The organism is Cyclobacterium sp. SYSU L10401 (assembly GCF_010993705.1).
In the GTDB taxonomy this organism is placed as follows: domain Bacteria; phylum Bacteroidota; class Bacteroidia; order Cytophagales; family Cyclobacteriaceae; genus Cyclobacterium.
The window spans coordinates 168,272-193,049 of the sequence record NZ_WOFO01000004.1; the positions used below are offsets into that span (position 1 = coordinate 168,272).

At 44.2% G+C, this 24,778-nt stretch carries 20 protein-coding genes; 9 read left to right on the plus strand and 11 right to left on the minus strand.

Going from position 1 to position 24,778, the window contains the following annotated elements:
• Positions 1 to 2 precede the first annotated feature (2 nt).
• The 4 genes from GL182_RS11440 to GL182_RS11455 are packed head-to-tail and all read left to right on the plus strand — an operon-like array spanning position 3 to position 4,801.
• Positions 3 to 1,433, plus strand: coding sequence for an O-antigen ligase family protein (locus GL182_RS11440; RefSeq protein ID WP_163379820.1), 1,431 nt, complete (start codon positions 3 to 5; stop codon positions 1,431 to 1,433).
• Complete coding sequence (locus tag GL182_RS11445) at positions 1,426 to 2,340, plus strand: glycosyltransferase family 2 protein (RefSeq protein ID WP_163379821.1); 915 nt, start codon at positions 1,426 to 1,428, stop codon at positions 2,338 to 2,340. The genes GL182_RS11440 and GL182_RS11445 overlap by 8 nt, the downstream gene beginning before the upstream one ends.
• Positions 2,337 to 3,470: a glycosyltransferase family 4 protein gene (locus GL182_RS11450; protein WP_163379822.1), complete on the plus strand. Its 1,134-nt coding sequence runs from the start codon at positions 2,337 to 2,339 to the stop codon at positions 3,468 to 3,470. The genes GL182_RS11445 and GL182_RS11450 overlap by 4 nt, the downstream gene beginning before the upstream one ends.
• Positions 3,467 to 4,801: an oligosaccharide flippase family protein gene (locus GL182_RS11455; RefSeq protein WP_163379823.1), complete on the plus strand. Its 1,335-nt coding sequence runs from the start codon at positions 3,467 to 3,469 to the stop codon at positions 4,799 to 4,801. Before GL182_RS11450 ends, GL182_RS11455 begins: the two co-directional genes overlap by 4 nt.
• Positions 4,802 to 4,806: 5 nt before the next feature.
• Here the strand turns inward: GL182_RS11455 and GL182_RS11460 are convergent, their stop codons facing one another.
• Positions 4,807 to 5,967: a glycosyltransferase gene (locus GL182_RS11460; protein WP_240469791.1), complete on the minus strand. Its 1,161-nt coding sequence runs from the start codon at positions 5,965 to 5,967 to the stop codon at positions 4,807 to 4,809.
• A gap of 157 nt (positions 5,968 to 6,124) precedes the next feature.
• Here GL182_RS11460 and GL182_RS11465 point away from each other — a divergent pair, with 157 nt between their 5' ends.
• Positions 6,125 to 7,363, plus strand: coding sequence for a glycosyltransferase (locus tag GL182_RS11465; RefSeq protein WP_163379825.1), 1,239 nt, complete (start codon positions 6,125 to 6,127; stop codon positions 7,361 to 7,363).
• Here GL182_RS11465 and GL182_RS24455 read toward each other — a convergent pair.
• The 3 genes from GL182_RS24455 to GL182_RS11480 form a co-directional block, all read right to left on the minus strand.
• Positions 7,345 to 8,556, minus strand: a complete 1,212-nt coding sequence (locus GL182_RS24455) for a sugar transferase (protein ID WP_163379826.1) — start codon at positions 8,554 to 8,556, stop codon at positions 7,345 to 7,347. The genes GL182_RS11465 and GL182_RS24455 overlap by 19 nt on opposite strands.
• Positions 8,549 to 8,956, minus strand: a complete 408-nt coding sequence (locus GL182_RS11475; RefSeq protein WP_163379827.1) for a response regulator transcription factor — start codon at positions 8,954 to 8,956, stop codon at positions 8,549 to 8,551. The genes GL182_RS24455 and GL182_RS11475 overlap by 8 nt, the downstream gene beginning before the upstream one ends.
• A gap of 274 nt (positions 8,957 to 9,230) precedes the next feature.
• Complete coding sequence (locus GL182_RS11480) at positions 9,231 to 10,178, minus strand: UDP-glucuronic acid decarboxylase family protein (protein ID WP_163379828.1); 948 nt, start codon at positions 10,176 to 10,178, stop codon at positions 9,231 to 9,233.
• Positions 10,179 to 10,350: 172 nt separating this feature from the next.
• Between GL182_RS11480 and GL182_RS11485 the strand changes: the two genes are divergently transcribed.
• On the plus strand, positions 10,351 to 11,139 hold the full coding sequence (locus GL182_RS11485) for an NIPSNAP family protein (protein ID WP_163379829.1): 789 nt from the start codon (positions 10,351 to 10,353) through the stop codon (positions 11,137 to 11,139).
• 151 nt (positions 11,140 to 11,290) lie between these two features.
• Here the strand turns inward: GL182_RS11485 and GL182_RS11490 are convergent, their stop codons facing one another.
• Complete coding sequence (locus tag GL182_RS11490) at positions 11,291 to 12,148, minus strand: ABC transporter substrate-binding protein (RefSeq protein ID WP_163379830.1); 858 nt, start codon at positions 12,146 to 12,148, stop codon at positions 11,291 to 11,293.
• 197 nt (positions 12,149 to 12,345) lie between these two features.
• Between GL182_RS11490 and fbaA the strand changes: the two genes are divergently transcribed.
• Complete coding sequence (fbaA, locus tag GL182_RS11495) at positions 12,346 to 13,407, plus strand: class II fructose-bisphosphate aldolase (protein ID WP_163379831.1); 1,062 nt, start codon at positions 12,346 to 12,348, stop codon at positions 13,405 to 13,407.
• Positions 13,408 to 13,538: 131 nt separating this feature from the next.
• Here the strand turns inward: fbaA and GL182_RS11500 are convergent, their stop codons facing one another.
• The 6 genes from GL182_RS11500 to GL182_RS11525 all read right to left on the minus strand — a co-directional run bounded on the left by GL182_RS11500 (position 13,539) and on the right by GL182_RS11525 (position 22,008).
• Positions 13,539 to 15,641: an alpha/beta hydrolase family protein gene (locus GL182_RS11500; protein ID WP_163379832.1), complete on the minus strand. Its 2,103-nt coding sequence runs from the start codon at positions 15,639 to 15,641 to the stop codon at positions 13,539 to 13,541.
• Positions 15,642 to 15,787: 146 nt separating this feature from the next.
• The gene (locus tag GL182_RS11505; RefSeq protein WP_163379833.1) at positions 15,788 to 17,158 is read right to left on the minus strand and encodes a Gfo/Idh/MocA family protein; all 1,371 of its coding nucleotides are present in this window, start codon (positions 17,156 to 17,158) and stop codon (positions 15,788 to 15,790) included.
• 30 nt (positions 17,159 to 17,188) lie between these two features.
• Positions 17,189 to 18,076 (minus strand): sugar phosphate isomerase/epimerase family protein, encoded by an 888-nt coding sequence (locus GL182_RS11510; RefSeq protein ID WP_163379834.1) that lies wholly within the window; start codon positions 18,074 to 18,076, stop codon positions 17,189 to 17,191.
• Positions 18,077 to 18,081: 5 nt separating this feature from the next.
• On the minus strand, positions 18,082 to 19,284 hold the full coding sequence (locus GL182_RS11515; RefSeq protein ID WP_240469792.1) for an alpha/beta hydrolase family protein: 1,203 nt from the start codon (positions 19,282 to 19,284) through the stop codon (positions 18,082 to 18,084).
• Positions 19,285 to 19,295: 11 nt separating this feature from the next.
• Complete coding sequence (locus tag GL182_RS11520) at positions 19,296 to 20,564, minus strand: prolyl oligopeptidase family serine peptidase (RefSeq protein WP_163379835.1); 1,269 nt, start codon at positions 20,562 to 20,564, stop codon at positions 19,296 to 19,298.
• Positions 20,565 to 20,595: 31 nt separating this feature from the next.
• On the minus strand, positions 20,596 to 22,008 hold the full coding sequence (locus GL182_RS11525; RefSeq protein WP_163379836.1) for a putative oxidoreductase C-terminal domain-containing protein: 1,413 nt from the start codon (positions 22,006 to 22,008) through the stop codon (positions 20,596 to 20,598).
• Positions 22,009 to 22,269: 261 nt separating this feature from the next.
• Between GL182_RS11525 and GL182_RS11530 the strand changes: the two genes are divergently transcribed.
• A complete protein-coding gene (locus GL182_RS11530) occupies positions 22,270 to 23,295 on the plus strand; it encodes a LacI family DNA-binding transcriptional regulator (RefSeq protein WP_163379837.1) in 1,026 nt (341 codons plus the stop codon).
• Positions 23,296 to 23,336: 41 nt separating this feature from the next.
• Positions 23,337 to 24,752, plus strand: coding sequence for a tagaturonate reductase (locus GL182_RS11535; RefSeq protein ID WP_163379838.1), 1,416 nt, complete (start codon positions 23,337 to 23,339; stop codon positions 24,750 to 24,752).
• The last annotated feature ends 26 nt before the right edge of the window (positions 24,753 to 24,778 follow it).

Here is a 24,778-nt window from a genome sequence, read left to right on the forward strand (position 1 = left end):
TTATGGAATATTCCCGTCCTCAAATACTGTTACCCCTCACAGGACTCATCCTGTCACTATTGATCAGCCTGGGCGTGGCATATACTGGGTTTTTGGGAATTGGAGCCCTGATCATGTTGCCCCTTGCCGCAGCGCTGTTTTACTTCATGATGAGCCATCCTGATAAAGCCCTGACAATTGCATTGGTGTTTGCCTTTGTTGCCATTGGCGCCAGCCGATATATTCCCAGTCTCCCTCTGGGCTTATCGGTTGATTTTGCCCTGGTCGCAGTGATGATTAGTGCCTTGTTTCATACAAAGGTTAAAACAGATTTTAATTACTTGAAAAACAGTCTTTTTGCTGTCACCCTACTGTGGATGATGTATAACATCGCCGAACTGTTCAATCCCGAAGCCAGAAGTCTTAGTGCCTGGGCATATGCTGTCCGGGGAACAGCATTGTACATGATGCTGACGGTACCCCTGACCTTGCTATATGCCCATAAGGTAAAAGATCTGAACCGGTTGATAAAAATCATCCTCTTTTTTTCCATCCTGGCTTCCTTTTGGGGTTTGAGGCAGTATTATATAGGATTGGATGCGGCAGAAAATCGTTGGCTGGATGCGGGCTCCAGATCCACCCATGTACTTTTTGGCAACCTGAGGGTTTTCAGCTTCTTTTCAGATGCCGGTCAATTTGGAGCTGGAATTGCTCATGCGGCCATGATTGCTTTGGTTTTGGCTTTGGGCCCTTTTTCGGTAAAAAAGCGCCTGATATTCGCTTTTTGTGCCCTGCTGTTTTTCTACCTGATGATCATGAGCGGAACCAGAGGGGCCTTAATGGTCCCGGTGGCAGGAACACTGGCCTATCTTTTTGCTTCCAAAAACTTTAAATTAATGGCATTGGGTCTGGCTTGTCTGGCCATGATCTTTCTGTTCCTGAAATTCACCACCATTGGCAACGACAATTACCAGGTAAGGAGGCTGAGATCGGCCCTTGACCCCAATGACGCTTCTCTCAATGTGAGGTTGTCCAACCAGGCAAAATTTGCTGAATACCTGAAATCAAGGCCTTTTGGAGGAGGTATAGGTACTTCTGGTTTCTGGGGCCAAAGATTCAGTCCCGGTACTTTTCTGGCAGAGACACCCAATGATAGCTGGTTCATTAAAATATGGGCAGAAATGGGAATCGTAGGCCTGGTTTTGCATGCATCCATCCTGGCCTATATTGGCTTGATGGCCTTGTTTAAAATATGGAAAGTCAAGAATCCTTCATTAAGGCAAAAATTACTGGCCTTGTTTGCCGGTTATGTGGGCATTGCAGCAGCGTCCATCGGAAATCCTTTACTTGGACAGATGCCTACCGGTTTGATCCTGTACATGTCCTGGGCCTATTTTTTCCTGGCTGAAGAGCTGGATCGGGAAAGCACCAACCAACTGAAAAAAAATGAGTAAACCGCTTATTTCTGTCATCACCATTAACTTCAATGGCCTGGTACATACCCTGGACTTTTTGGCTTCCTTTCAAAAAGTAACCTACCCCCATGTAGAAATCATCGTCGTTGACAATGCTTCAACAGAGAACCCGGATGAGATATTGAAACGATTCCCCGGCACCACCCTGATTAAAAATCCGGTGAATGAGGGATTTGCCGGGGGAAATAACCGGGGAATGGAAAAGGCAACCGGTGACTATTTCTTTCTGATCAATAATGATACGGAAGTAGCCCCGGACATCCTGGAGGTGTTGCTCCGACGTATTCAGCGGGAAGAAAATGCCGGATTGGTCTGTCCTAAAATCCTGTACCATGATGCACCTGATACCATACAATATGCCGGATTCACTGCGATAAACCCTGTCACCGGGCGTGGAAAAGGTAAAGGCTACCAGGAAAAGGACAAGGGACAATACCAAAAGGCAGAAGTCACCCAACTGGCACATGGTGCGGCCATGTTTATACCAAAAGCTGTGGTTAAGCAAATAGGCATGATGGCCGAACTCTATTTTCTTTACTACGAAGAGATGGATTATTGTGAGCGCATTAAAAAGGCCGGTTATGAAATCTGGTACGAACCAGGAAGCTATATCTTGCACAAAGAATCCATGAGCGTGGGCAAAAACTCCCTGTTGAAAACCTATTATATGAGTCGCAATCGGTGGTTATTTTTACGCAGAAATGTGAACTGGCCCCTGTTTTTTTTTACAGCTGCCTATTACCTGCTGATTGCGCTTCCAAAAAACCTGTTGGTATTTGCCCTGAATGCAGAATGGGCTCATTTCAAGCAATATTTCAAGGGTTTTTCAGATGGGTTGTTCATGAAAAACATACGGGATAACCCTACACTAAAACAGCAATCATGAGAATAGGCATAGAAGCACAACGGATTTTTAGAAAAAAAAGGCATGGGATGGACATGGTGGCCGTTGCGCTTATCAGAAACCTGCAACAAATGGATACCAAAAACGAGTATTTTATATTCATCAATGAAGCAGAAGATCCCTCTCCCATTACCCCCACTGAAAATTTTACCATCGTACCCCTGTCCCCTTCTCCCTATCCCATCTGGGAGCAGTACCATTTGGCCAAAGCAGTGAAAGCATACCGCCTGGATCTTTTGCATTGTACCAGCAATACCGCACCATTTTTCTGCCGCACCAAATTGCTCATTACCCTGCACGACATCATCTATTTGGAGCAGTTAAACTTTAAAGAGGGCTCCTGGTACCAACGCCTTGGGAACCTCTACCGCCGCTGGAATGTGCCCGGAGTAGTAAAAAAAGCCAGCTACCTTTTTACTGTTTCTCATTACGAGCAAGAAAGAATAGTGAGCCATTTTGGTATGGATAAAAACAAGGTAAAGGTGATTTACAATGGGGTGGCCGGGCATTTCAAAAGGGAAAGCCCCGAAAGGATGGAAATCATTCAGGAAAAATACGGCTTGCCCGACACCTTTATCCTATTCCTGGGCAATACAGACCCCAAAAAAAACCTGAAAGGGGTATTGCAAAGCCTTGCCCTGCTGGAGGCGAAAAAGGTAGATTTTCCAGATTTGGTCATGCCCGACTTTGGCAAAGAGGTATTGGTATCCATGCTGGCAACGATGGGTGCTCCCCAGCTGATCAACAAAATCCACTTGACAGGTTATATTCCCAATGAAGACCTGCCGGCCATTTATAGCCAGGCATTGCTTTTTCTATACCCTTCCCTCAGGGAAAGTTTTGGTCTTCCAATACTGGAAGCCATGGCCTGTGGCTGTCCTGTCATTACATCCAATACCTCCTCCATGCCGGAAGTTGCCGGAGAAGCTGCCCTGCTCATCGATCCTTTTGAGCCTGAGACTTTGAGTGAAGGGATAGAAAAACTTCTTAAAAGCCGGGAACACCGGCAAAAGTTGATAGAAAACGGCTATAAAAGGCCTCCACTATTTGATTACCGAAAAGGAGCAGAAAAAACATTACTCGCCTATATTCAAACGCTGGAATCCAAATGAGCGATAAAAATTACTGGCTAAGCAGTGGGGTTTACACCATGATGCACCGGGCGGTGGATTTTTTCCTGGGCTTTATAGGCTTCATGCTGCTGATCCGCCTCTTCTCACCGGACGAATTTGGAATTTGGGTTTTGCTGATCACGATCATATCCATCATTGATATGGCCAGAAACGGCTTTGTACAAAATGGTTTGATCAAATTTTTCGTAGGGAAAAAGGATGCTGTACAGGGTAAGATTCAGACCGCATCCATTTGGTTGAATACGGCGCTAAGCTTGTTGATATTCATGCTTATCTGGCTGTTTGCTCTACCGCTGGAAAATATATTGAATGCACCGGGCCTATCCAAAATATTAAAAATCTATTCCTGGGTGATTCCCCTGTTGATATTTCATACCCATAACCTGATATTGATGCAGGCCAGCTTTAATTTCAAAGCCTACTTTTTTGCCGGTATCAGTAAAAGCCTGCCTTTTTTTCTGGTAATTCTTATGGCTTACCTGAAATTCCTGGACCTGGACCTGATTGCGCTGGCCTGGTACCAAAACGGCGCCTTTTTACTGGCTTCCCTAATGTCCGCCTATCAGGTGAGAAAGTATTTTGCGCTCCGGTGGATAGCCAGTTCCTATTGGCTCATTAAGTTATTCCATTTCGGGAAATTCGTTTTTGGCACCAACCTTATTTCCATGCTCACCAACAGCCTGGATAAATTTTTACTTGGCGCCCTCCTTTCGCCGGTTCAGGTGGCCACGGCCAATACAGCCGGCAGGGTGATGAACATGGTGGAGATTCCTGTCAACTCCATTGCCTCTATCAGCTACCCCAAAGCGGCCGAAGCCCATGACAAAAAGAGTTCGGAAGAGGTCGGGAAGTTATATGAAAAAACCCTGGGGATGATGCTGGCCCTGACAGTACCGTTTTGGATATTTTGCCTTGTTTTTGCCCACTACATCATCCTAATCATTGCCGGAGAAACCTACTTGAATGCAGTGCCCTTTTTAAGGATCATCGCTTTCCTGGCTCTGATCAAACCCTTCGACAGGCAGTCCGGGGTTTTTCTGGATGCCATTGGCAAGCCCTTTTTTAATATGATCATGGTCTTCGGGACATTTATATACGGTGCAGGATTAAGCTGGCTTTTTATCCATTGGATGGGGCTACTGGGAGCAGCTTACGGTTTGGTGATTGCCGTTTTTATCACGGCCTTAATCAAACATTTTATCTTGTCACGATACATCGACATCCGGATCTGGGCTTGTTGGGTTCAGGCAGCGAAAAACTATCCCCGGACCCTGAAAGAAATCAGAAGCAGGATCAGAAAACGAAGGTAGGCCTTTCATTTCCATCGTTGCTTCAAGTGCTGAAACTCCCCTTTACGCTGCTCCCATAAAGGCTCAATATCCATGACTTCATTGTGGGTAGTGGCCATAAAATCCTTACTGGCTTTCCTGATGTGTAGCATGCCTGACAATTGCCCCCAGACGAAAAGCGGAATCTTTGGAATCGCTTTTAAAACTTTGTAAGGCGTCTTATTAAAGGTTAGAATGGCCAAAAAACCCAATGCAAATAAGCTTAAACAGCCCATAATAAGGAAAAAATAAGTCCATTTGACCCACAAAGCCAGGGTAGCCAGAAGGAGGGCTGCTCCTACCAACATCACCATGGGAGGCATAGATACCATGATGGCAAAATAAATCCTGTTCCAATCTGCTCTGGTGATTCCCTTCAATAATAGCCTTAAAGACAATGGAAGCTGGGCAAAGTAACTGTTGAGCCACCTGCCTCTCTGCCTTCCAATCTGCTGGGCTGCTGTGACTTTTTCATCGAATATAATCGCTGCACCGGCATAGGCTATGCGATGCCCATGCCCCACCAGTTGCAGTTGCAGGGATTTGTCCTCGGCTACTACTACTCCCTTTTCTTTCAGGACAAGCAATTCGTTGGAGATATTGGCCCTGTAAATCTCCCTTTCCATGGACATTCCTGAGCCTGCAATGGTGGAAGAAGAGCCCAATAAATAGGGCACATTTCTAACCGCAAAATCATAATAATACTCGCCCAATGCATCCAACGCAGCATAGGTTCCTGTAATATTCTTTGCAATTCTTTTTCCCTGCACTGCCTTAAATCCCATGGCGTGATACTGGTTAACTACCCTTAAAAAGTGCGCAGGAACCAGGTTATCCGGATCAAAAACCACCACATGGCGATGATTTTCTTTCATCGAACGCAAGGCCAGATCCAGAGAGGACACCTTGCTATGTAAAAAATTGTCTGGTTGCAGAATGGTTAACCTTGCATCAGTAACCGGTGCATTCAGGGGCTCCTTCAGCCCATCAGCTACCAGGTAAATGTGAAAATGGGGATAATCCTGCTTCAGTAAAGAACGTACCAGCGGCCAGGCAATCTCACTTTCTTTATAGAGGGTGATCACACAGGCAAAATCGGTTGCAAATTCAGGTTCAGGATTCATCTTATCATTTCTGAAAACTGCCATAATCGCACTGATCAGTGGAAACAAAAGATAAAAACAGCAAATCCAGGTAATTATTTCAAACAGTACCAAGGCATCAAAAATTAATGGTTATTTTTAACCTAAATTTAAGGTTTCCAAAGTGGAATCCTTTTAGAATTTTAAGAAAATAACAGCCTGAATGAATAATTTTTCTATTTCCAGTCTGAAGGGCCTGCCTGTAGTCATGACCAGTATGTCACGCTGGGATGGAGATTTTTCTTCCGCTTCCTGGTCGCTGGCCAAGACCTTTTCAAGAGAGCAGGTGGTCCTTTATGTGGATTATCCTTTTACAATTTTAGATTTTTTTAGAGAAAGAAAAAAGAAAGCGGTAAAGATCAGGCAATCTGCCTTGCTTAGGGGTAAAAACTGCTTAAAACCCTTACCGGAATACAGCCCGTATTTGTTTGCGCTGACCCCTCCCCTGATGCTCCCGATCAATTGGCTGCCAAAAGGATTGATATATGATTTTCTGGCAGGATGGAATGACCGCAGGCTGGCCAAAAGTATCCAAAAGGGACTTAAAATATTGAATTCAGAAGAATTCCTATTCTTTAATTCCTTCAACCCACTTTATCTGAGCAAACTGCCAGTAAATTTTAAACCCAGGGCGGTTGTGTATCAATCCAGAGACAATATCCGTGCACTGGAGCCCTATTTGAGAAAACATGGGGCTGAAAATGAAATTCAAGCCATACAGGTAGCAGATATAAGTCTGGCCACCTCCCGGCAACTACAGAAAGACCTGCAGCGGCTCTCTAATAAACAGGTGGCTTATTTTCCCAATGCGGCCGACTTTAATTTGTTCAAATCTGCCTATAATAGCGAATTGCCTAAACCCGCTGATTTGAAAAATATTCCTTCACCGATCATTGGATATACCGGCAACATTTGCCATCGCCTGAATTACGACCTGATTGCTGAGATTTGCGTGGCAAACCCGGACATCAGCCTGGTCATGGTTGGCCCAAGAAACCATCAGGGAAGCACCAATATTGACCTGGATAAAATCCCCAACCTGTACTTTACGGGGCCAAAAAAAATAGAGCAGTTGCCCGGCTACCTGGCACATTTTGATGCTTTGATTTTACCTTTTCTATGCAACGAGGTGACCAAAAGTATCTACCCGCTAAAAATCAATGAATACCTGGCATCAGGTAAGCCCACCGTGGCTACTCCCTTCTCCGAAGACATACAGTCCTTCTTTCCTCTGATAAGGCTTGAAAATGACCCCACCGCTTTTGCCCTGGCAGTGAAGCAGGAGATTGCGGGTGACAATCCCGAAAAAGCTGAAAAAAGATATGCTGAGGCCTCTAAAAACACCTGGGAAGGAAGGGTAAGCCAGTTTTGGGATTTGCTGAATCAGACATTTTCGCTTTGAAAAAGCGCTGGAATGGTACGCAGCAAAATTTTGATATCGAACCAAACAGAGAAGTTTTTAACGTAATCGTTATCCAGGCTAAGCCGCTCCTCTTCGGACATTTCACCTCTCCCCCTTTTTTCTACCTGCCATAGACCTGTAATTCCTGCCGGCCCTAAAAAGCGCAGGGCATATTTATCTGTGGTGATTTTTTCAGCCTCATACAAGGGCAGTGGCCGGTTCCCTACCAATGACATATCACCCTTCAGTACATTCCATAGCTGTGGCAACTCGTCAATGCTGGTATTTCGGATAAATTTTCCAATTCTGGTAACTCTGGGATCATCTTTGATCTTGATAAAAGCCGCATCTTTATTGCTGTTCTTCTTTGCCAGAATGATTTTTTCACAAACCATTTGGTTATCATCATAGAGCGGCTGCAAGCAACCGCCCCCCGCCTGTTCACAAAATTCACAAAGCTCTTTTACAGCCAGAGAACCAGGATCAGCTTGGCTCCTATTATTGCCTTCAACTATTGATTCCTCCGGTTGATTATATTGATTCAGGTGCTTCAGCTGTTGGAGCTTGCCATCTGCATCCGGATCCATGGATCTGAATTTGTAAAATTTAAATATGGTATATCCTGTTCCTACACGATAGGAATAATAAAATACAGGTCCTCTTGATTCAAGTTTGATTAAAATGGCTACGATTAAAAATAATGGGGACAAGGCAATCAAAATCAATCCAGAGATCAAAACATCCATCAACCTCTTTATCAAAGGGATTTTATAAGGCTTTACCTCGCTTATCTCACTTTCTTTAATGGTTTGTATGGGATGCTTGATTTGAAAGGCCAGTCGGGTGTTAAGTTTTTTCTTGTTGATAGGTTTGACAAACAAATCGGAAACTCCTTTGGAAATGGCTTTGAGCACATCTTCCCTGTTGAACTTTTCCACAATAAGAAAGAAGGGTAGCTTTCCAAAACCCAAATTTTGCAATGTCTTTTTTAAAGGGAGACCATGAACATCCTGCAAGGAGGCATCGCTTAGCACCAAACAAAATTTTTCGGGAGAAGTGGTAAGTTGGTTATAAAATATTATCCCATTGGAAAAAGTGACTATTTCAAAGCCCCCTCCCAAAGCCTGACCAACCGAATCAATTAACTGTTGACTTTCGGAAATCAACGCAATTTTACGGGTGGTATTACTCATGAACAGATTCCATGGCAAGTTTTCCAGCTCTCCTCAAGATGGAGTTGATCCTTGCTTCAAGTTCTTTGGGATTGAAAGGTTTTACCATAAAATCATCAGCTCCCAGATTTAAAATATCAATCTTTTTCTCAGATGATTCTGTTGCGGATAGGACGATCAATGGTATCTCTGAAAAAAATCCGCTAGAACGAATAAATTCAACGAATTCGGTCCCGTTGATATCAGGCATGTTCAAATCACAAATGATGATATCCGGCAGGTTACCTTCATGCATGGTAGCAATGGCATCTGCAGGCTTGTTAAAAACGTTTACTTCAAACTTTTCCTTGAAATAATGCTGGATGATCAACAAAACGGAAGGCTCATCATCAATGGCAAATAATCTATACCTGCTTTTCATGGCTACAAGTACTTAAAGGTGATACTTAAATGTAGCTAAAGGTAAATAGGTCTAGGCAAATAAAAAAAGGTTTTGTTATTTATTTTTAATTTAAAATAAAATATTTTTACAATTTGTATAGTTAAAATATGGATTTTTAATAAAATACAAAATTTAATATTTAAAAAACTAATTATTGGGTTTAAAAAAACAAACGGCACTACATGCGTAAAAACCAAAAAGGCATGGTTTCCACCATCGGAAACCATGCCTTCATGTATCTATGGATTTTGAATCAATACCCGCCTTCTTTCAATACCTGTTCAAAATAGCTGATCGTTTCTATCAGGCCTTCCTTCAATTGAACTTTAGGTTCCCATCCCAATTCCTTCCTGGCCAGATCTATCATAGGTTTCCGCTGCATGGGGTCATCCTGTGGGAGAGGAAGAAATTTCAACTTGCTTTTGGATCCGGTAAGTTCCAATACGTTTTCAGCCAGTTCCAGCATGGTAAATTCCACTGGGTTACCAATATTGACAGGTCCAATAAACCCCTCACGGCTGTTCATCAATAAGTGCATTCCCCGGATCAGATCACTCACATAGCCGAAACTGCGGGTCTGTTTCCCGTCTCCAAAAATCGTAATGTCCTCCCCTTTCAATGCCTGCACAATAAAATTGCTTACTACCCGTCCATCAGAAGGGTGCATCCTGGGGCCATAGGTATTAAAAATACGCATCACCTTGATGCTCAGCTTTTGCTGCCTGTGATAATCAAAAAACAAGGTCTCCGCACACCTCTTGCCTTCGTCATAACAGGCCCTTGGTCCGGTTACGCTCACACTTCCCTTGTAAGATTCTGGTTGAGGATGAATTTCCGGATCGCCATATACCTCGCTGGTACTTGCTTGCAATATCCTGACTTTCAACCTCTTGGCAAGACCAAGCATGTTAATGGCACCCAATACGCTGGTCTTGGTGGTTTGTACAGGGTCAAATTGGTAGTGAACGGGACTGGCAGGGCATGCCAGATTGTAAATTTCATCTACTTCTACATATAGCGGAAGGGTAACATCATGCCTTAGGAATTCAAAATTTTTATTGTCCAGCAAATGGTGGATATTTCTCCTCCTTCCGGTAAAAAGATTGTCGGCACACAAGACTTCATTCCCCTCACTCAAAAGTTTATCACAAAGGTGGCTGCCTAAAAATCCAGCTCCGCCGGTTACTAAAATCCTTTTCATTTTTTTTAAATAATTGATTTAAAAACTAGCTCGTGGGTGTTTAAATTTAAAAACCAAAAATAACAATATATTTCCCATTGGTATAATATTTTTTTAAAGTAATTTGAAATTACTTACTTTTGACCAAAATTTTATTTCTAGAATCTGGTATCCCATCCAAATTACATTTAACATGAACCAAAATAAACTTATCATTACCTCTCTGGTATTTCTTTTCACTTTTTCCCTCAGCTTCCTTTCCATTGCTCAGGATGGTAAAAGAGACTTGTATGAGCTTAAAATTTACCATATAGCCAATGATGCTCAGGAGAAAATGGTAGACGAATACCTGAAATCTGCCTTTATTCCTGCCGCTCACCGGGCAGGAGTCAGTGAGGTAGGCGTATTTAAACCACTCCCCTCCGAGGAGGATGCGGGAGAAAAAATATATGTATTTCTTCCTTTTAAAAATTCAAAAGCCTATTTCCAGTTCCAAAGCAAGTTGGACAAAGACCAAACTTATCAGAATGCCGGAAGAGATTATATTTATGCTGCCCATGACAATGCCCCGTTTGCCAGGATAGAGAGCCGGCTGCTACAAGCTTTTACCGGAAACCCCAGAATGAATACGCCAAACCTCACCGCTCCCAAAAGCCAGCGGGTTTACGAATTGAGAAGTTATGAAGCGGCTACCGAAAGACTCTACCGGCAAAAGGTAAAAATGTTTAACAGTGGTGAAATCGATATTTTTGATAAATTGGATTTTAATCCTGTCTTTTATGCAGAAACCCTTGCAGGTGGCACCATGCCCAATTTAATGTACCTGACTACATTTGAAAACATGGAAGAACGTGATGCACATTGGGATGCGTTTAGGGTTGACCCGGATTGGGAAGCCATGAAAGATCTGGAGGAATACCGCAATACGGTCTCCAAAAATGTCACCCGTCTATTACGACCAACTGATTATTCAGACTTTTAAACCTGAAATATGCATTAGGAATACTATTGCAGACTGAAATTACTTCAAAATCAGCCTCCATAACGAAACCTAATACATAATCCGGATTAAACCAGGTAAAAAAACATAAAAAAGACCAGCCATTTCTGTCATGGCTGGTCTTTTTTTATGGCTATTCCGTTACCACAAATGCTTCAGGGCTTATTTTTTTATGAATCAGTTTCAAATCCCCCAATATTTCCATGGTCTTTACCAAATGAGCCTTTGAAACCTCGCTGTTGGTCGTCCAGTTGGTTTGCGAAATCCACTCCTTTACGTCTGCCAGTTCAAGCTGGTACCGATCACTGATGGGTTTTACATGTGCCTCTTTGTCCTGCATAATGGATAAATTAATGGCATAGACTGCATCCCTGATTTGCAAGGCCAGTGTTTTATTTTCCTTGAGCATGTTTTCAGAAGCCACCATGACAAAACAAGGCCAGGGAGTGGGGATTTCTCCTATCCTTCTGAATAAACCTTTATCTACAAGCGGCTTGGTAGTATACTTCTCCCATAAAAATGCCTTGGGGCTGTTTTTTTTAAAAGCCTTGATGGCACCATCCAGGTTACCCGTGATTTCAAAATCCATTTCGCCGGCATCCCAACCCTCTTTTTGAGCCAGTAAATAGGTCATTAAATGGGAGCCAGACCCCATTCTACTGACCAAAAAAGGGACATTTTTCAAATCCGATACCTGGGTCAAATCGGATTTTGCCGGCACATGGATACCCCATTCCAATGGGGAATCGACATGAAAACCGATGATTTTGCCAGGATTACCTTCAATTTTGTCTTTGACAAAACTTTCCGTGAGCACAATGGCCAGGTCAGTGTTACCCTCCCGTAATGCCCTGTTCATGGCTCCTGATCCCCTCGATTCATTTTCCCACACCAGCTGTACATCACTGTCCAAAAAAGGTTGTGCTGCCACCAGCTGCTGCCAGGGGAAATTAAAATGCTCTGGTACACCTGTAATGCTGATTTTTTCCATAAACAAAGATATAAGGAAATTTTATAGTTTCTAACCGATTATAGGAGGCTACCTATACTTGCTTTCTTCGGTCAAATGGTTTTTTTCAGCCAATTTATAAGGCAATTGTTCAGCGGTATTCATATCTTTGAATTCTAGTTACCATTTAAACCCTTAAAAGGGAAATCAACAATTAATTCAACCGTAAATCATTCAATATGAAATTCAAACCTGGAGTAAAGTATGGTGAAGAGCTTAAAGACCTGATAGCATACGCCAAGGAAAGCGAATTTGCGATGCCCGCTGTAAACTGCATCAATAGCAATACCGTCAATGCGGTATTAGAAACGGCTAAGAAGGTGAATTCACCGGTAATGATTCAGTTTTCAAACGGGGGGGCGCAATTTTTCGCAGGAAAAGGTCTTCCCAACGACAAACAACAGGCTTCCATTGCCGGTGGTGTATCCGGTGCCATGCACGTACAAAAAATGGCAGAAGTATATGGAGTTCCGGTCATTTTGCACACCGATCATGCAGCAAAAAAACTGCTGCCCTGGATAGATGGACTGCTAGAAGAAGGCAAAGCCTACTATGAGGCTTTTAAGAAACCATTGTTCAGTTCCCATATGTTGGACCTGTCCGAAGAACCTTTGGAAGAAAATATTGAGATTTCAGTAAAATATTTCAAGGAATTTGCCAAATTAAAGATGGCGATTGAGATTGAACTGGGTGTCACAGGTGGAGAAGAAGACGGGGTGGATAATACCGAAGTAGACAGTTCTAAACTTTACACCCAACCAGAGGAAGTTGCTTATGCCTATGCAGAACTGAAAAAAGTGAATGACCTGTTTACCGTAGCAGCAGCCTTTGGAAATGTACATGGGGTGTACAAACCAGGAAATGTTTCCCTTAAGCCGAAAATCCTGAAGAATTCCCAGGACTTTATCAATGAAAAATTTGGTACCATAGGCAAACCTGTCAATTTCGTTTTCCATGGTGGATCCGGTTCCACTGTGGAAGAGATCAGAGAAGCCAATAGCTATGGTTCCATCAAAATGAATATCGATACCGATCTTCAGTGGGCCTTTTGGGAGGGTGTTTTGAAGTATTATCATGAAAAAGAAGGCTATCTTCAAACCCAACTCGGAAACCCAGAGGGAGCAGATAACCCCAATAAAAAATCTTATGACCCCCGGGTATGGCTGAGGAAGGGCGAAGAAAATTTCGGAAAAAGACTTGAACTGGCTTTTGACATGCTCAATGCCATCAATAGGAATTAAATACCAGATTCTCTGACGTAAAAAAAAGCTACCCCAATCGGGTAGCTTTTTTTGGTTTAGGAAAGACTGAGCCAAACGATTGGCCTGATTTTTTTATTCTTTCTCAAATATCAGATCAATGCCATTTCCAATCAAGGGTTCAGCCATTGCTGTAAATAGGCACTCCTTTCTATGGGATCCGACACTTGTCTGGACATTTTCTGGCTAGCCGGCAGGCTTTCCGACCACCCTGGCAATGCCATTTCTTCCGCTGATTCACTTTCCAGAACCAGTGGATTTCTATTGGCAAGATTTTTCAGAAGATCTGGTAAATCATAGTAGGGCAATGCACCTGCCACTGTATATGCTACATTGGCAGGATCATAATTTTCCTGTTCCACCAGGGTTTTGTAGGCAACCATGGGGTCAATCAGGGCTATAGAAGCAATATCCGGATTGTAATTGGCCGCATGCAGCAATACTGCCGCCATCTGACCTTTGGCAAGGCTTTTAATTTCATCGGCTCCCTGGGACTCCTGCAATACCTTAACCAGCCGATTGACATCCCCCGCATGAAGCCCTACAATACTTCGTCCGATCAGGATACTCCCAAACCAAAGGTTATAAGATTCTCCCTGGAAATTTGAATCCCCTGTAAATCCCCCATTACCCATCTCCCCGGTATTCAGCAGGTCTGGTGCCAGGACCATATGACCTGCCTTCACCAGTTCCTCCATGGTACCTCCTCTTCCCGCATCAGTTTCTTTCCCATCGGGATCCAAATAAACTACGGCTTTGGATGTCGTGATATCGGGTTTCATCAAGAGAAAAGGAACCCAATAATCCCCTTCACCTTTCATCAAATGCTTTTCTACGGTATACCCCTCTCTTTGAAATCTACCCGTCATCATGGTTTCCACATCCTCGCCGGGCTCCCGATAGCCTGAAAGTACTCTTGAATGGTTTACCCGTTCGGCCAGGCTACCGGCAACCTTATCAGGAGCAAATTCCTGGTTGAGTTCATGGATGGTTTTGCCCTTATAGCTGCTGAGCACCTGCCCGGTCGGGGTGACCTGTAGCTCCTCACGGGTCAGTGTATCTATGTTCTGGTCTTTGAAAGATCCGGGTAAATCCAGGTGTTTTTGAAAAAAGGCATACATGGCCTCTCTGTTTTTTAGGGTGGAAGCATGCCCATCATCATCCTCCACCATGTCAAACCTATCTGAGTGACCATAGGCATCGTAGATTCTTTGCACTTGCTGCCTTGTCTCCCGGGCTCCGGCGATGTTGAAAATATCCCGCGTTGTGGTGATCATCAGGTTGGGTTGGGGTGCTCTTACCAGCAACAGGTCAGGCTGGTCTAGTCCGGCAGCAATACCCCTGTAAAAATTTTGTTCGGCATCCTGAGGACCATGGGTGAGCAGTAAGCGCCTGAAATTGGTAATGTAATTTTCCGGAGCAGACGCATAGATGCGGCTGTCAAAAGCAGCAATATAAGCCGACTGGGTTCCTCCTCCGGATCGACCCGTAATACCTATTCTGTTTTGATCCACTTCACTGCGACTAACCAGATAATCCACTGCCCGGATACCATCCCATATCATGTATTTTGCCTGAGAAGTACCGGCAATAAATGCCTGGGCACCAGGATAGGAGTGTTGTTTGGTGGGCCCGCCAATGGTAGGTTCATTGGTCGCCGGGTCAAAGTATTCCAACCGCTCTCCCTGCCCTACCGGATCAAATGCGAATACGATAAATCCCTTTTTGACCAGGTTAAGTATCACGTGTTGGTAGGTGGAGCTCCTGTAAGATTCCAGGGCATGTCCCGAACAGTAAATGATGGCAGGTGCCTTCCCTGGTAAATCATCCGGTAAAAAGAGGCTGCCACTTACAAAAAAGCCGGGTTGGGATTGAAAGACGATATGCTCCATGCGAAAACCTTCCTTTTGTACCCTCCGCGTTATTTCGGCTTCCAAAGGCGTCTTCTCTGGAAAAGGACCTACTACCTCTTGTAACCTGGACTTGATTTGGACTTGCCAGTCTTCCCAATCTGCTTGTGTTTGTACCTTTTCCAGGGCCTTTTCCCGGGCTTCCAACAAGGCAAAAGCCTGTCGGGTCTGGTACCTGTATAAAGCATTGGGCCCATCTGTGAAGCTGACCCATTGGGGTTGGATGACTTTTAAATCTTCCTGTGCCTGGGCAGGTAAAAACCAGAAGACAAGTGCTAATGTGGTCAAAAAAAGGAATTTAAACATGGTATGGGGATTTATTGACATAAATATAGAGGTAAAAAATAAGACTTATTTTTCTCTTGAACCACAAAAGTCAAATAAGTCTTATCGTTATTTTAATCCTGCAGAAAACTGCTTTCAATAGGCTGAATCAGGAAATCTTAGGTAAACTATACCTGATCAGGAACCACATAAGGCGGTCTGCTGGGTCTGGTCAGCATGGTATCTGCCTCCGTATCATTGGCAAATTTTTCATAATCACCCATAAACTTCAATCCCCTTCCCAGCCGATAGGAAATATTGGCCATCAATGGGAGAGCTGAGGAGTAGTACCCTTCCATGATATCACAATTCAGGCTTTCTTTTTTACCATCCCTGACAGCATCCAGGAAGTTGGCATAATGTTCTGCACCTCCCGGGGCTGCCAGTACATTGGAACCTGAGTCCTGTGGTGCTGCCTCCTGGGAGCTGGCAAAAGGCTCTTTTTCATCCTGTCTGAAAGCTTTCCAGGTACTGCCATTCAATTCCAGGTATCCATCGGTTCCATAAAACATGTTCCCGATTTTGATGTCCAGGCTGGACTCCCCATGGGTATACCTGCCCCGGGTTTCAAATTCCAACATTTTTCCATCATCATATTTAAAAACAGAAGTTTGGGTGTTGGGCGTTTCCTGAGAACATTCCTGAGGAGAAATACCATAAATATCCCCTGATGAGAATACCGAAACAGGATGTTCATTTTTGTTTAATCCCCACCTGGCTACATCAAATTGGTGGGGTCCCTGGTTTCCGGTATCACCATTGCCGGTATCCCAGTGCCAATGCCAGTTGTAGTGCCCTTTTTTCTCATTATATGCCCTATAGGGTGCAGGTCCTAGCCATAAATCATAATGCAGACCCTCCGGAGGGGTACTGTCTCTGGCTATACCAAAAGAATTTCTGGGTTTGTAACAAAGTCCCCTGGCCATGTATACCTCTCCAATGTTTCCATCATGCAAAAACTTCATGGCTTCCATCACATTTTTAATGGAGCGGTTTTGGAAACCCACCTGTACGATGCGGTCATATTTTCTGGCCGCTTCGATCATTTTTCTCCCTTCGAAGACATTGTGACTGGCAGGCTTTTCGACATACACATGTTTCCCTGCCTGACAGGCCCATATGGTGCCCAAAGCGTGCCAATGATTGGGCGTAGCAAAGGATAAGGCATCCACTTCCGGATCTTCAAAAACCCTGCGCATGTCATACTCTGTACCAGGTGTATCTCCCACCCTATCGTTGACCAATTTTACCTTCTCTGCCCAGGTATTTTCATCCACGTCGCATAAGGTCTTGATCACCACGTTGCGGCTCTCCTTCAGTTTGCAAAACTGGTTGATGTGGTTGGTACCTTGTCCTCTGATCCCAATTATCGCCAGGTGCATCCTGTCGTTGGCGCCCATGATGTTTCCATAGGATTTGGCACTCATGCTCATGCCCGCTAAAGCCACTCCGGCACTACCCATCAAACTCTTTTTAATAAATTCTCTTCTTTCGGTCATTATTCTTTTTGGTTTTTAATTGATCGACTGTTATAAATTGGCAATAAACTTTTCAAACATTTGCTTTTGGGCCATCATGGAGGCCACTTTATCCGCAGGATTGCTGTGGGCCTCCAATAAAATCCACCCCTGGTAGTTGGCTTTGTCCAACAAGCGGAAAAGGTCCTGGTAAGGATAATCGTTTTCATCAAAAGCCCTTACATGAGTCGTGTCTCCCAACCACTCCTTCACCATATCAAAATTGGCTTCCAGGCCAGGATCCACCAAATCCGTATCATTGCTGTTCCAGCAAATGCGTACATTGGAAGAAGTTACCTGGTCAAATATGGCTTTCATCACGGGAAGTTGCTGGGTAATCCTGCCATGTACTTCCACCCGGACCAATTGTCCGTGATCAGCACCAAATTCCCCAACCTCGCTGAAGGATTTAGCGATTTGGGCAATGGTCTTTTCCCTGGAAACCCCTTCAGGAAGCGTATTGGGCTTAACCTTGATCCCTGTGGCTCCAATATCATGACAAAGCTTTATATAAGCCTTGGTCTGCCTGATATTTTCTACAACCAATGCCGGATCAGAACTGTGGTACTCAAAATTGCTACCATAGCCCACACAAGTAACGGGACTGTCTTCAAACCTTTTTCTTACATCATCCCTTTTGGTCTGGCTCAAATGGGCCTCCACCCCATGGGCATGCTCGGTCCGCAATTCTACTCCTTTGTATCCCGTTTTTTCACAATTGCTGATCAATTCGGGTAAAGACCAGTCCTTACCCCAAAGATAGGTGACCAGACCAAAATCCATCTTGGATACCTTTGGCAGGGCAACCGAGGTGGACAAGCTACCCATGGTCCCCAGAAAAAGGCTGGATAGCATGCTTTTCTTCAGGAATTCTCTTCTGTCATTTTGGTTTTCATTCATTACGCTTACCAGTTAATGTTAAATATGGAAGTGATCCCATCCTCAGGAAAAGGCTGTTCTTCATTAAAGGGGTATAAAGCCTCCTGCTCCTCCACTACTACTTTTTCTTCTCTTAGCCTGCCATCTTCATACAAGGCTTTGGAGAGGTCCAATCCCAGGTACCTGGCCAGAAAAGGATAGACCGCCTGGCGTTTTTTATCGTCATAACCATGGTTATCCTCTGGGATATGAATGTTTTGTACCCTTTCTTGCCGGCCTTTGAGCCCATAGATGTATTGCAGGTGAGGGTATTCTACCTGGGGTGTATTTTTGGTCCAGTCCCCACCAACAGATACCAGTAAAAGTGGCTTTGGGGCTATCACTCCCGCAATTTCTACATTATTCGTTTGGAAATTTTTGGTTTTATGTATGGGCATGCCACTTTCACACACACAACCTCCAAAGAAATGTGCAGAGACCATGACCACAGGTACGACCACATCAATCCTGTCGTCCACAGCAGCCAAAAGGAATGTTTGGGTAGCACCCCCGGAAGCCCCTGTTACGGCCAAGCGCTCAGGGTCTGCCCCCATAGACAGGATAAAATCCACTCCCCGGATACTGTTCCACAATTGAAGTTTCAGGACTTCCCCATCTTCCCGGTGATCCCAACCCTGTTCTTTTTGCTGACCATAGCCTACGGCATCATAAGCCCAGACCATGGCGCCCATTCTGGCCATGGAAGCAAACCGCTTTTGGGCATCAGCCCGGTAACGGCCTACATCCCCCTCCTTATCCCAATGGCCATGGGGACTCAGGATACCGGGTGCTTTACCGTCGGATTCGGCTGGCATGTACAGGCTTCCGGTGACAAATACTCCGGGTAAACTTTCGAAAGCTACATTTTGAACTTTATACCCATCATACTCCCTGACTTCTCCCATGATGGGGTTCATCGGTCCTTTTTCAGGCATTTTGTCCAGGCCTGTTCCTTTTAAGATTTGCTTACGAATGGCTTTGGCCCTTTTATCCCAGGCCTTTTCGCTGGTATACTCAGAGCGCATCATTTGAAGGAAACTTGCACCTTCTTCTTCTGTCCAGTGCGCCCCCACACAAAGCATATCGGATTCATCTGCCGATTGGGCTTGCAATTCACAACGCGGGCTTAGTAGTAAAATAAGAGCGAGGCCAAGCCATGCCATCGGTTGGGGATTCATTTTAATTTTCATATAGAATTATTTTAAGCTTTAAGCCATTTATCCCACCAGGAAAAGGCTTCCTGCTGCATGGGTACATCAAACTTATGCGGACCAGGGTAATAGGATGCCTTGTAATGGTTGCGGTATCCGGCTTTTTCAAAAACGCTGGCCAGGATATTATCGGCTTTCTTCATTTCCGGAAGGGTATACAACTGATCATCCTCATCATTCAATACCAGCGTCGGAAGAGGTACCCTGAGTCCCAATATTTCTGGAAAATCAAGCTCCTCCGGCAACCTTGGAATATAAGTCATCCAGGTATGGGTATAGGATTTGTTTAAAATAAAATCTGTCCATGTACTCATGAAACCAACACAGACAGCACATTTGATCCTATGGTCTAATCCAGCCATCATGACCGTCCGGAGTCCTCCGCCCGATAAACCTCCACAACCTACCCTTTCTTCATCCACATCCGGCCTGGACAATAGCAAGTCCAATGCTACTTTATCTTCGGCAAAGAAAACTCCCGGCCAGGTGGTCCCTCCGCAAAAAAGCGACTTGGCCATCACATGTTCATGCCTCCCGGCCCAATCATTGTAAGCGGAGATGTGTTCGGGATTTTCAGGATCCTTGTCGTTCAGTCCTGATCTTTGGCTCTCCGGCACATCCTCCATCCAAACCCTCCTGCTGGCAAAGGTAAACGCATCAGACACCATCACCACATAACCTCTTTTGGCGATCTCATTGGCCCATGCGGTGCCTTCATAATAGTGGTCCTGGTGTTCGCTCATCAACTCATGCTGACCCTTACCGGTTTTGGTGATTTTACGCAATCCAAAATACTTGTTGCCGCCATGGTCATGAAAGGCAAGAATGGCAGGTAATTTACCAGAAGCGCCTTCCGGTTTAAGCACCAGGGCACGGGTGGGTCTGCCGTAAGGAAGCTGCCAGGAAACAGATTCAATTTCCAGGCCATCATACACATGAGAATCGTGAATTTTCACCTCCGGGAGCGGTCCCAAATCAGGAATACCCAACCGTTCCCTGGCTTTTTCAAGGGCCAGTTCCCTCCATTGATCCACATCCCTGAAAGCGGCATTCCGAAATGAGAATTTCGGTAGGGAATCTTTCATCAGACCATCCACCCAGGGCCCATAGGGACCGATGATGCTTTTATCATTTGTAGTCATTTCTGTGTATTTATTTGAACTACCAAGCGAAAGAGCCTCTGGTACCGGTATGCCAGAGGCCAGGCCAAATCCTGCCAATCCGGCCTGTTTGATAAACGATCTCCTGTTGTTTTCCATGAGTTTAAATTTGGTAAAGCAGCCGGAAGGTTTATTGCGCCATTTCCAGTGCTTTGGTGGTTACATAATATTTTGCCAACATGTTTGGTACTTCCCAATCGGGCAATTTACCGTCTGTCAGGTATTCGATGTATCGCTCTGTAACTTCTCTGAAGTGGTCTTCGTGGCTGGTCCTGAAAGCCTCCGGGATCTCTATGCGCCAGGCGGACTTACCGGCTACCTTTGCCACTCCCAAACCTTCATATTTTGCTGACAGTTTCTCCACCTGATCCTGAAGGGTTTCTTCAAAATCCTCCAAATCCACGCCCTCTACCGGCTCAATGTACAGTTCTGTTATGTAATTTTCTTCCGCATCCTGCCGAATCACCAAATTGGATTTGCTACCGCGCATGATAGAATAATGGGTGTCTGCTGAACCTTCAGGAGCTACATAGTTCCAGATAACAGATACCTTGGCATGTACATCATTGATCTTATAATTGATCTCTCCGTTACCATAGACCTTTAAAATATCGTCTTCAACTACTGATCCCAAATAATCAGGGTACTCGTTTAAACCCGTAGACCGGGCAAATTGATCCAGCGTCAGGTCAGTGGTCCACCTTCTGGCATTGATCATCTCGATATCGTTTTCATAATCGATGATTTCTCCGGGAAAACTTTCCCATTGAACCAAATCAACCAGGTGGGTGGTTACATCAACAATACCGTTACCTTGCTGGCTCACATCATAAAACCAGGCAGGCCTTATCAAGGGACTGCCGGATACCTGCTTGTAAAAATGGTGCACGCTTTCTTTGGTGATGGCCGGATCTTCCAGGCTTCCTGTCACCAGTTCCCCAAACACCTCAGGGATCATGGAAAACTCCCTTTGCATAATGGTGGATATTTCAAACCTTTCAGTCATGATATCGAAAAGCAACACATCGTTTTGTTTGGCCAGGTCAAACGATTCTTTGAGCATTTCAAAGCCCGCAACATCAATGGCCATGGGTTTATCTGCCAACACATGAAGGCCAGCTTCTACAGTGGCCTTGATATTGGCCGTCTTCTCCTGGTTGTTTCCTGCAGTAACCATCACATTACCCTTCTTTTCCCTGAGCATTTTTTCCAGAAAATCATCCCCTTTGTATACCTCCAGCTCCCAGCTGGTAGGATCATCCGTACGGGTATTGTAATTTTCTATGGCCTGCAGGTAGGCCTTCAATTCCGGGCCATCGGGCGCATAAACATGAACTTTTGGATCCACCTGATCATACATGGACTTTTTTACAAGGTGGGCATGAAAATGCCCCGGATCCAGGGTAAGCAGTTTGATTTCGTTCTTTTCTCCGGTAAAGGTTGTTTTCACTTCTTCCTCCTCCATTTTTTCGTTGGAACATGACACGCCTAAAAGTAAAATTGATGCAGCCACAGGTGACCAAAATTTACTATTGATTTTCATATGAATAAATTTATTAATTGGATAATAATTAGTTAAATTATTTAAATACGATATTTAAAATTGTTTTGATTGATACAGGACTTGGCATACTTCTGATATTAGGTCCTGATGGAACAACAAGGAATTAAATATAAAGAATAAAGCAAAAGAATAAAACATATATTAGCGCAATCGATTGCATTTGCTGGAATATTTCCTTATCATTCATTTTAAATGGCCCGAAAGCCATGGTGGCCAATATTCTGTTTCCATAACAACTAAATGAGAAAGAAAGAAAAAATCACCATTCATGATATTGCTTTGGAAATTGGTGTTACCGCCTCTACCGTATCCAGGGCCCTGAACAACCACCCCAGGATCAGTGAGACAACGAAGAAAATGGTGTTGGATGCAGCGAAGGCCATCAATTATAAACCCAATAGGATAGCGGCCGCTCTACGCCATGGTAAAAGCAAGTTGATTGGTATCATTGTACCTACGATCAACAGGAATTTCTTTTCCTCCATAGTCCGCGGCATTGAGGAACATGCCAATGCCCTCGATTATAAAGTGATGATCAGCCAGTCCTACGATGATTACAATAAAGAAGTAGAAACCATAGAGGCCCTTCTGGATGCCAGGGTAGATGGAATCATGGTTTCCTTAGGGAAAAACACCCATACTTTCGAGCATTTTGAAGCCGTACTGCAAAAAGGGATCCCCCTGGTATTTTTTGACCGAACCACAGATGAACTGAAAGCCAATCAGGTGATCATCAACGATTACCTGTCTGCGTATCAGGCTACTACCCACCTGATCGAACAGGGTTACCGGCACATTGCCCATTTTACCAGCCATATGAAAATCAGAATTTATCAGGAAAGGCTTAGAGGATATGAGCAAGCCCTTATTGACAATGGTATAAATTTTGATCCAAGATTAGTAGTTGAAAGCAACATGCAATTGGATGGTGGGCAAAAGAGCACCCTCCAACTGCTGGATAATAACCTGGGATTCGATGCCATTTTTTCTGCCAGTGATTATGCCATCGTAGGAGCTTTGCAGGAATTGAAACGAATCAATGTAAAAATTCCACAGGAGGTAGGCTTGGTCGGTTTCAGTAACGAGCCTTTCACTGCCTTTACTGAGCCTACGCTCAGTACTGTGGATCAAAAAGCCATTGATATGGGACAAAGTGCCGCGGCATTGTTTTTCGAAATGATTAATGCGGACCAGAGAAACAAGCCTAAAGTAAAAAAAGTCCTGGATGCCAACCTGATTATCAGGGACTCTTCCCGGAGATTGTAATGCGCAAAAATAATAACCCTAATTAGTCTATATAGTAAAAAATGAAACCATTAAACAGAAAAAACACAGCGAATACAGCTACAAGACCCTTGAAAATTGTTCAATTCGGAACAGGAAACTTTTTAAGGGGGTTTGCGGATTGGATGGTACAAGTTCTCAATGATCAAACTGGATTTAACGGGGACATACAAATGGTGCAGGTACACAGTAGAAAACCTGCCCGGGGAATCAATGAACAGGAAGGCCTTTATCATCTGATTGTCAGGGGTTTTTACAAAGGAAAAACCGTAGAGGAAAATCAATTGATCAGTTGTGTGAGAGGTGCCATTAATCCATACATCGACTACAAGGCTTTTCTGGAGCTGGCAAATAGTCCGGAACTGACCTTTATTTTCTCCAATACCACGGAGGCCGGTATCTATTTTGAGGAAAAAGACAAAGACTGGACCATTACTCCCGAATCCTTTCCGGGAAAACTCACTGCGCTACTCTTTCAGCGATTCAGGCATTTTGATGGAGATCCTGAAAAAGGCCTGTTCATTTTGCCTTGTGAATTGGTGGAAAACAATGGCCAAAAACTAAAGGAAAATATCCTGCGCTATGTGGATCTATGGAATTTGCCAGGCACCTTTGAAGACTGGCTGGTCAAACACAACACCTTCTGCAATACACTGGTAGATAGAATAGTACCTGGTTTTCCACTGGATGCTGCCAATAAAATACAAGAAAGCCTGGGCTACAGGGATGAACAAATGGTAATGGCCGAACCCTTTCATTTCTGGGCCATTGAAGGCACCGAAGAGCTGGCAGAGAAATTTCCGGCAGACAAACTCGGGCTTAATGTGAAATTCGTCTCTGATCTTTCACCTTTCAGGACCAGGAAAGTTCGGATATTGAATGGGGCACATACCTGTTTGGTACCCGTTGCCTATCTCAAAGGTATTCGATTGGTAAAAGAAGCCATGGATGATGGCGAAACAAGCGATTTTATCGAAAAAACCATTTTTGAAGAAATCATTCCTTCCGTGGATTTACCGGAGGATATCCTGAAGCCTTTTGCTGAAGCGGTTTTGGACCGGTTTAGAAATCCATTTATCAAGCATAAGCTCAGTGATATTTCCCTAAACTCCATTTCCAAATGGAAAGTCAGGGTACTTCCTTCCTTGCTGGATTACATTAAAAAAGAAAACCAGTTGCCAAAACACCTTTGCGAAGCCTTTGCAGCTTTGATTGTTTTTTACAGGGGACATTATAAGGGGGAAGCCATTCCATTAAAAGACAAGCAGGAAATCCTGCATTATTTTGACCAACTCTGGAAAATCAAGCCCACGGAAGAGGTGGTAAGCAGTGTGCTTTCAAAAATTGAATTCTGGGACCAGGACCTCAACCTTATTCCAGGTCTGAGTCAGGCCCTGATAAAAGAAGTGACCTTGCTGTTGGAACAAGAAAAAAGGTAAAAAAAAGGCTTTGAGTTTCAAAGCCT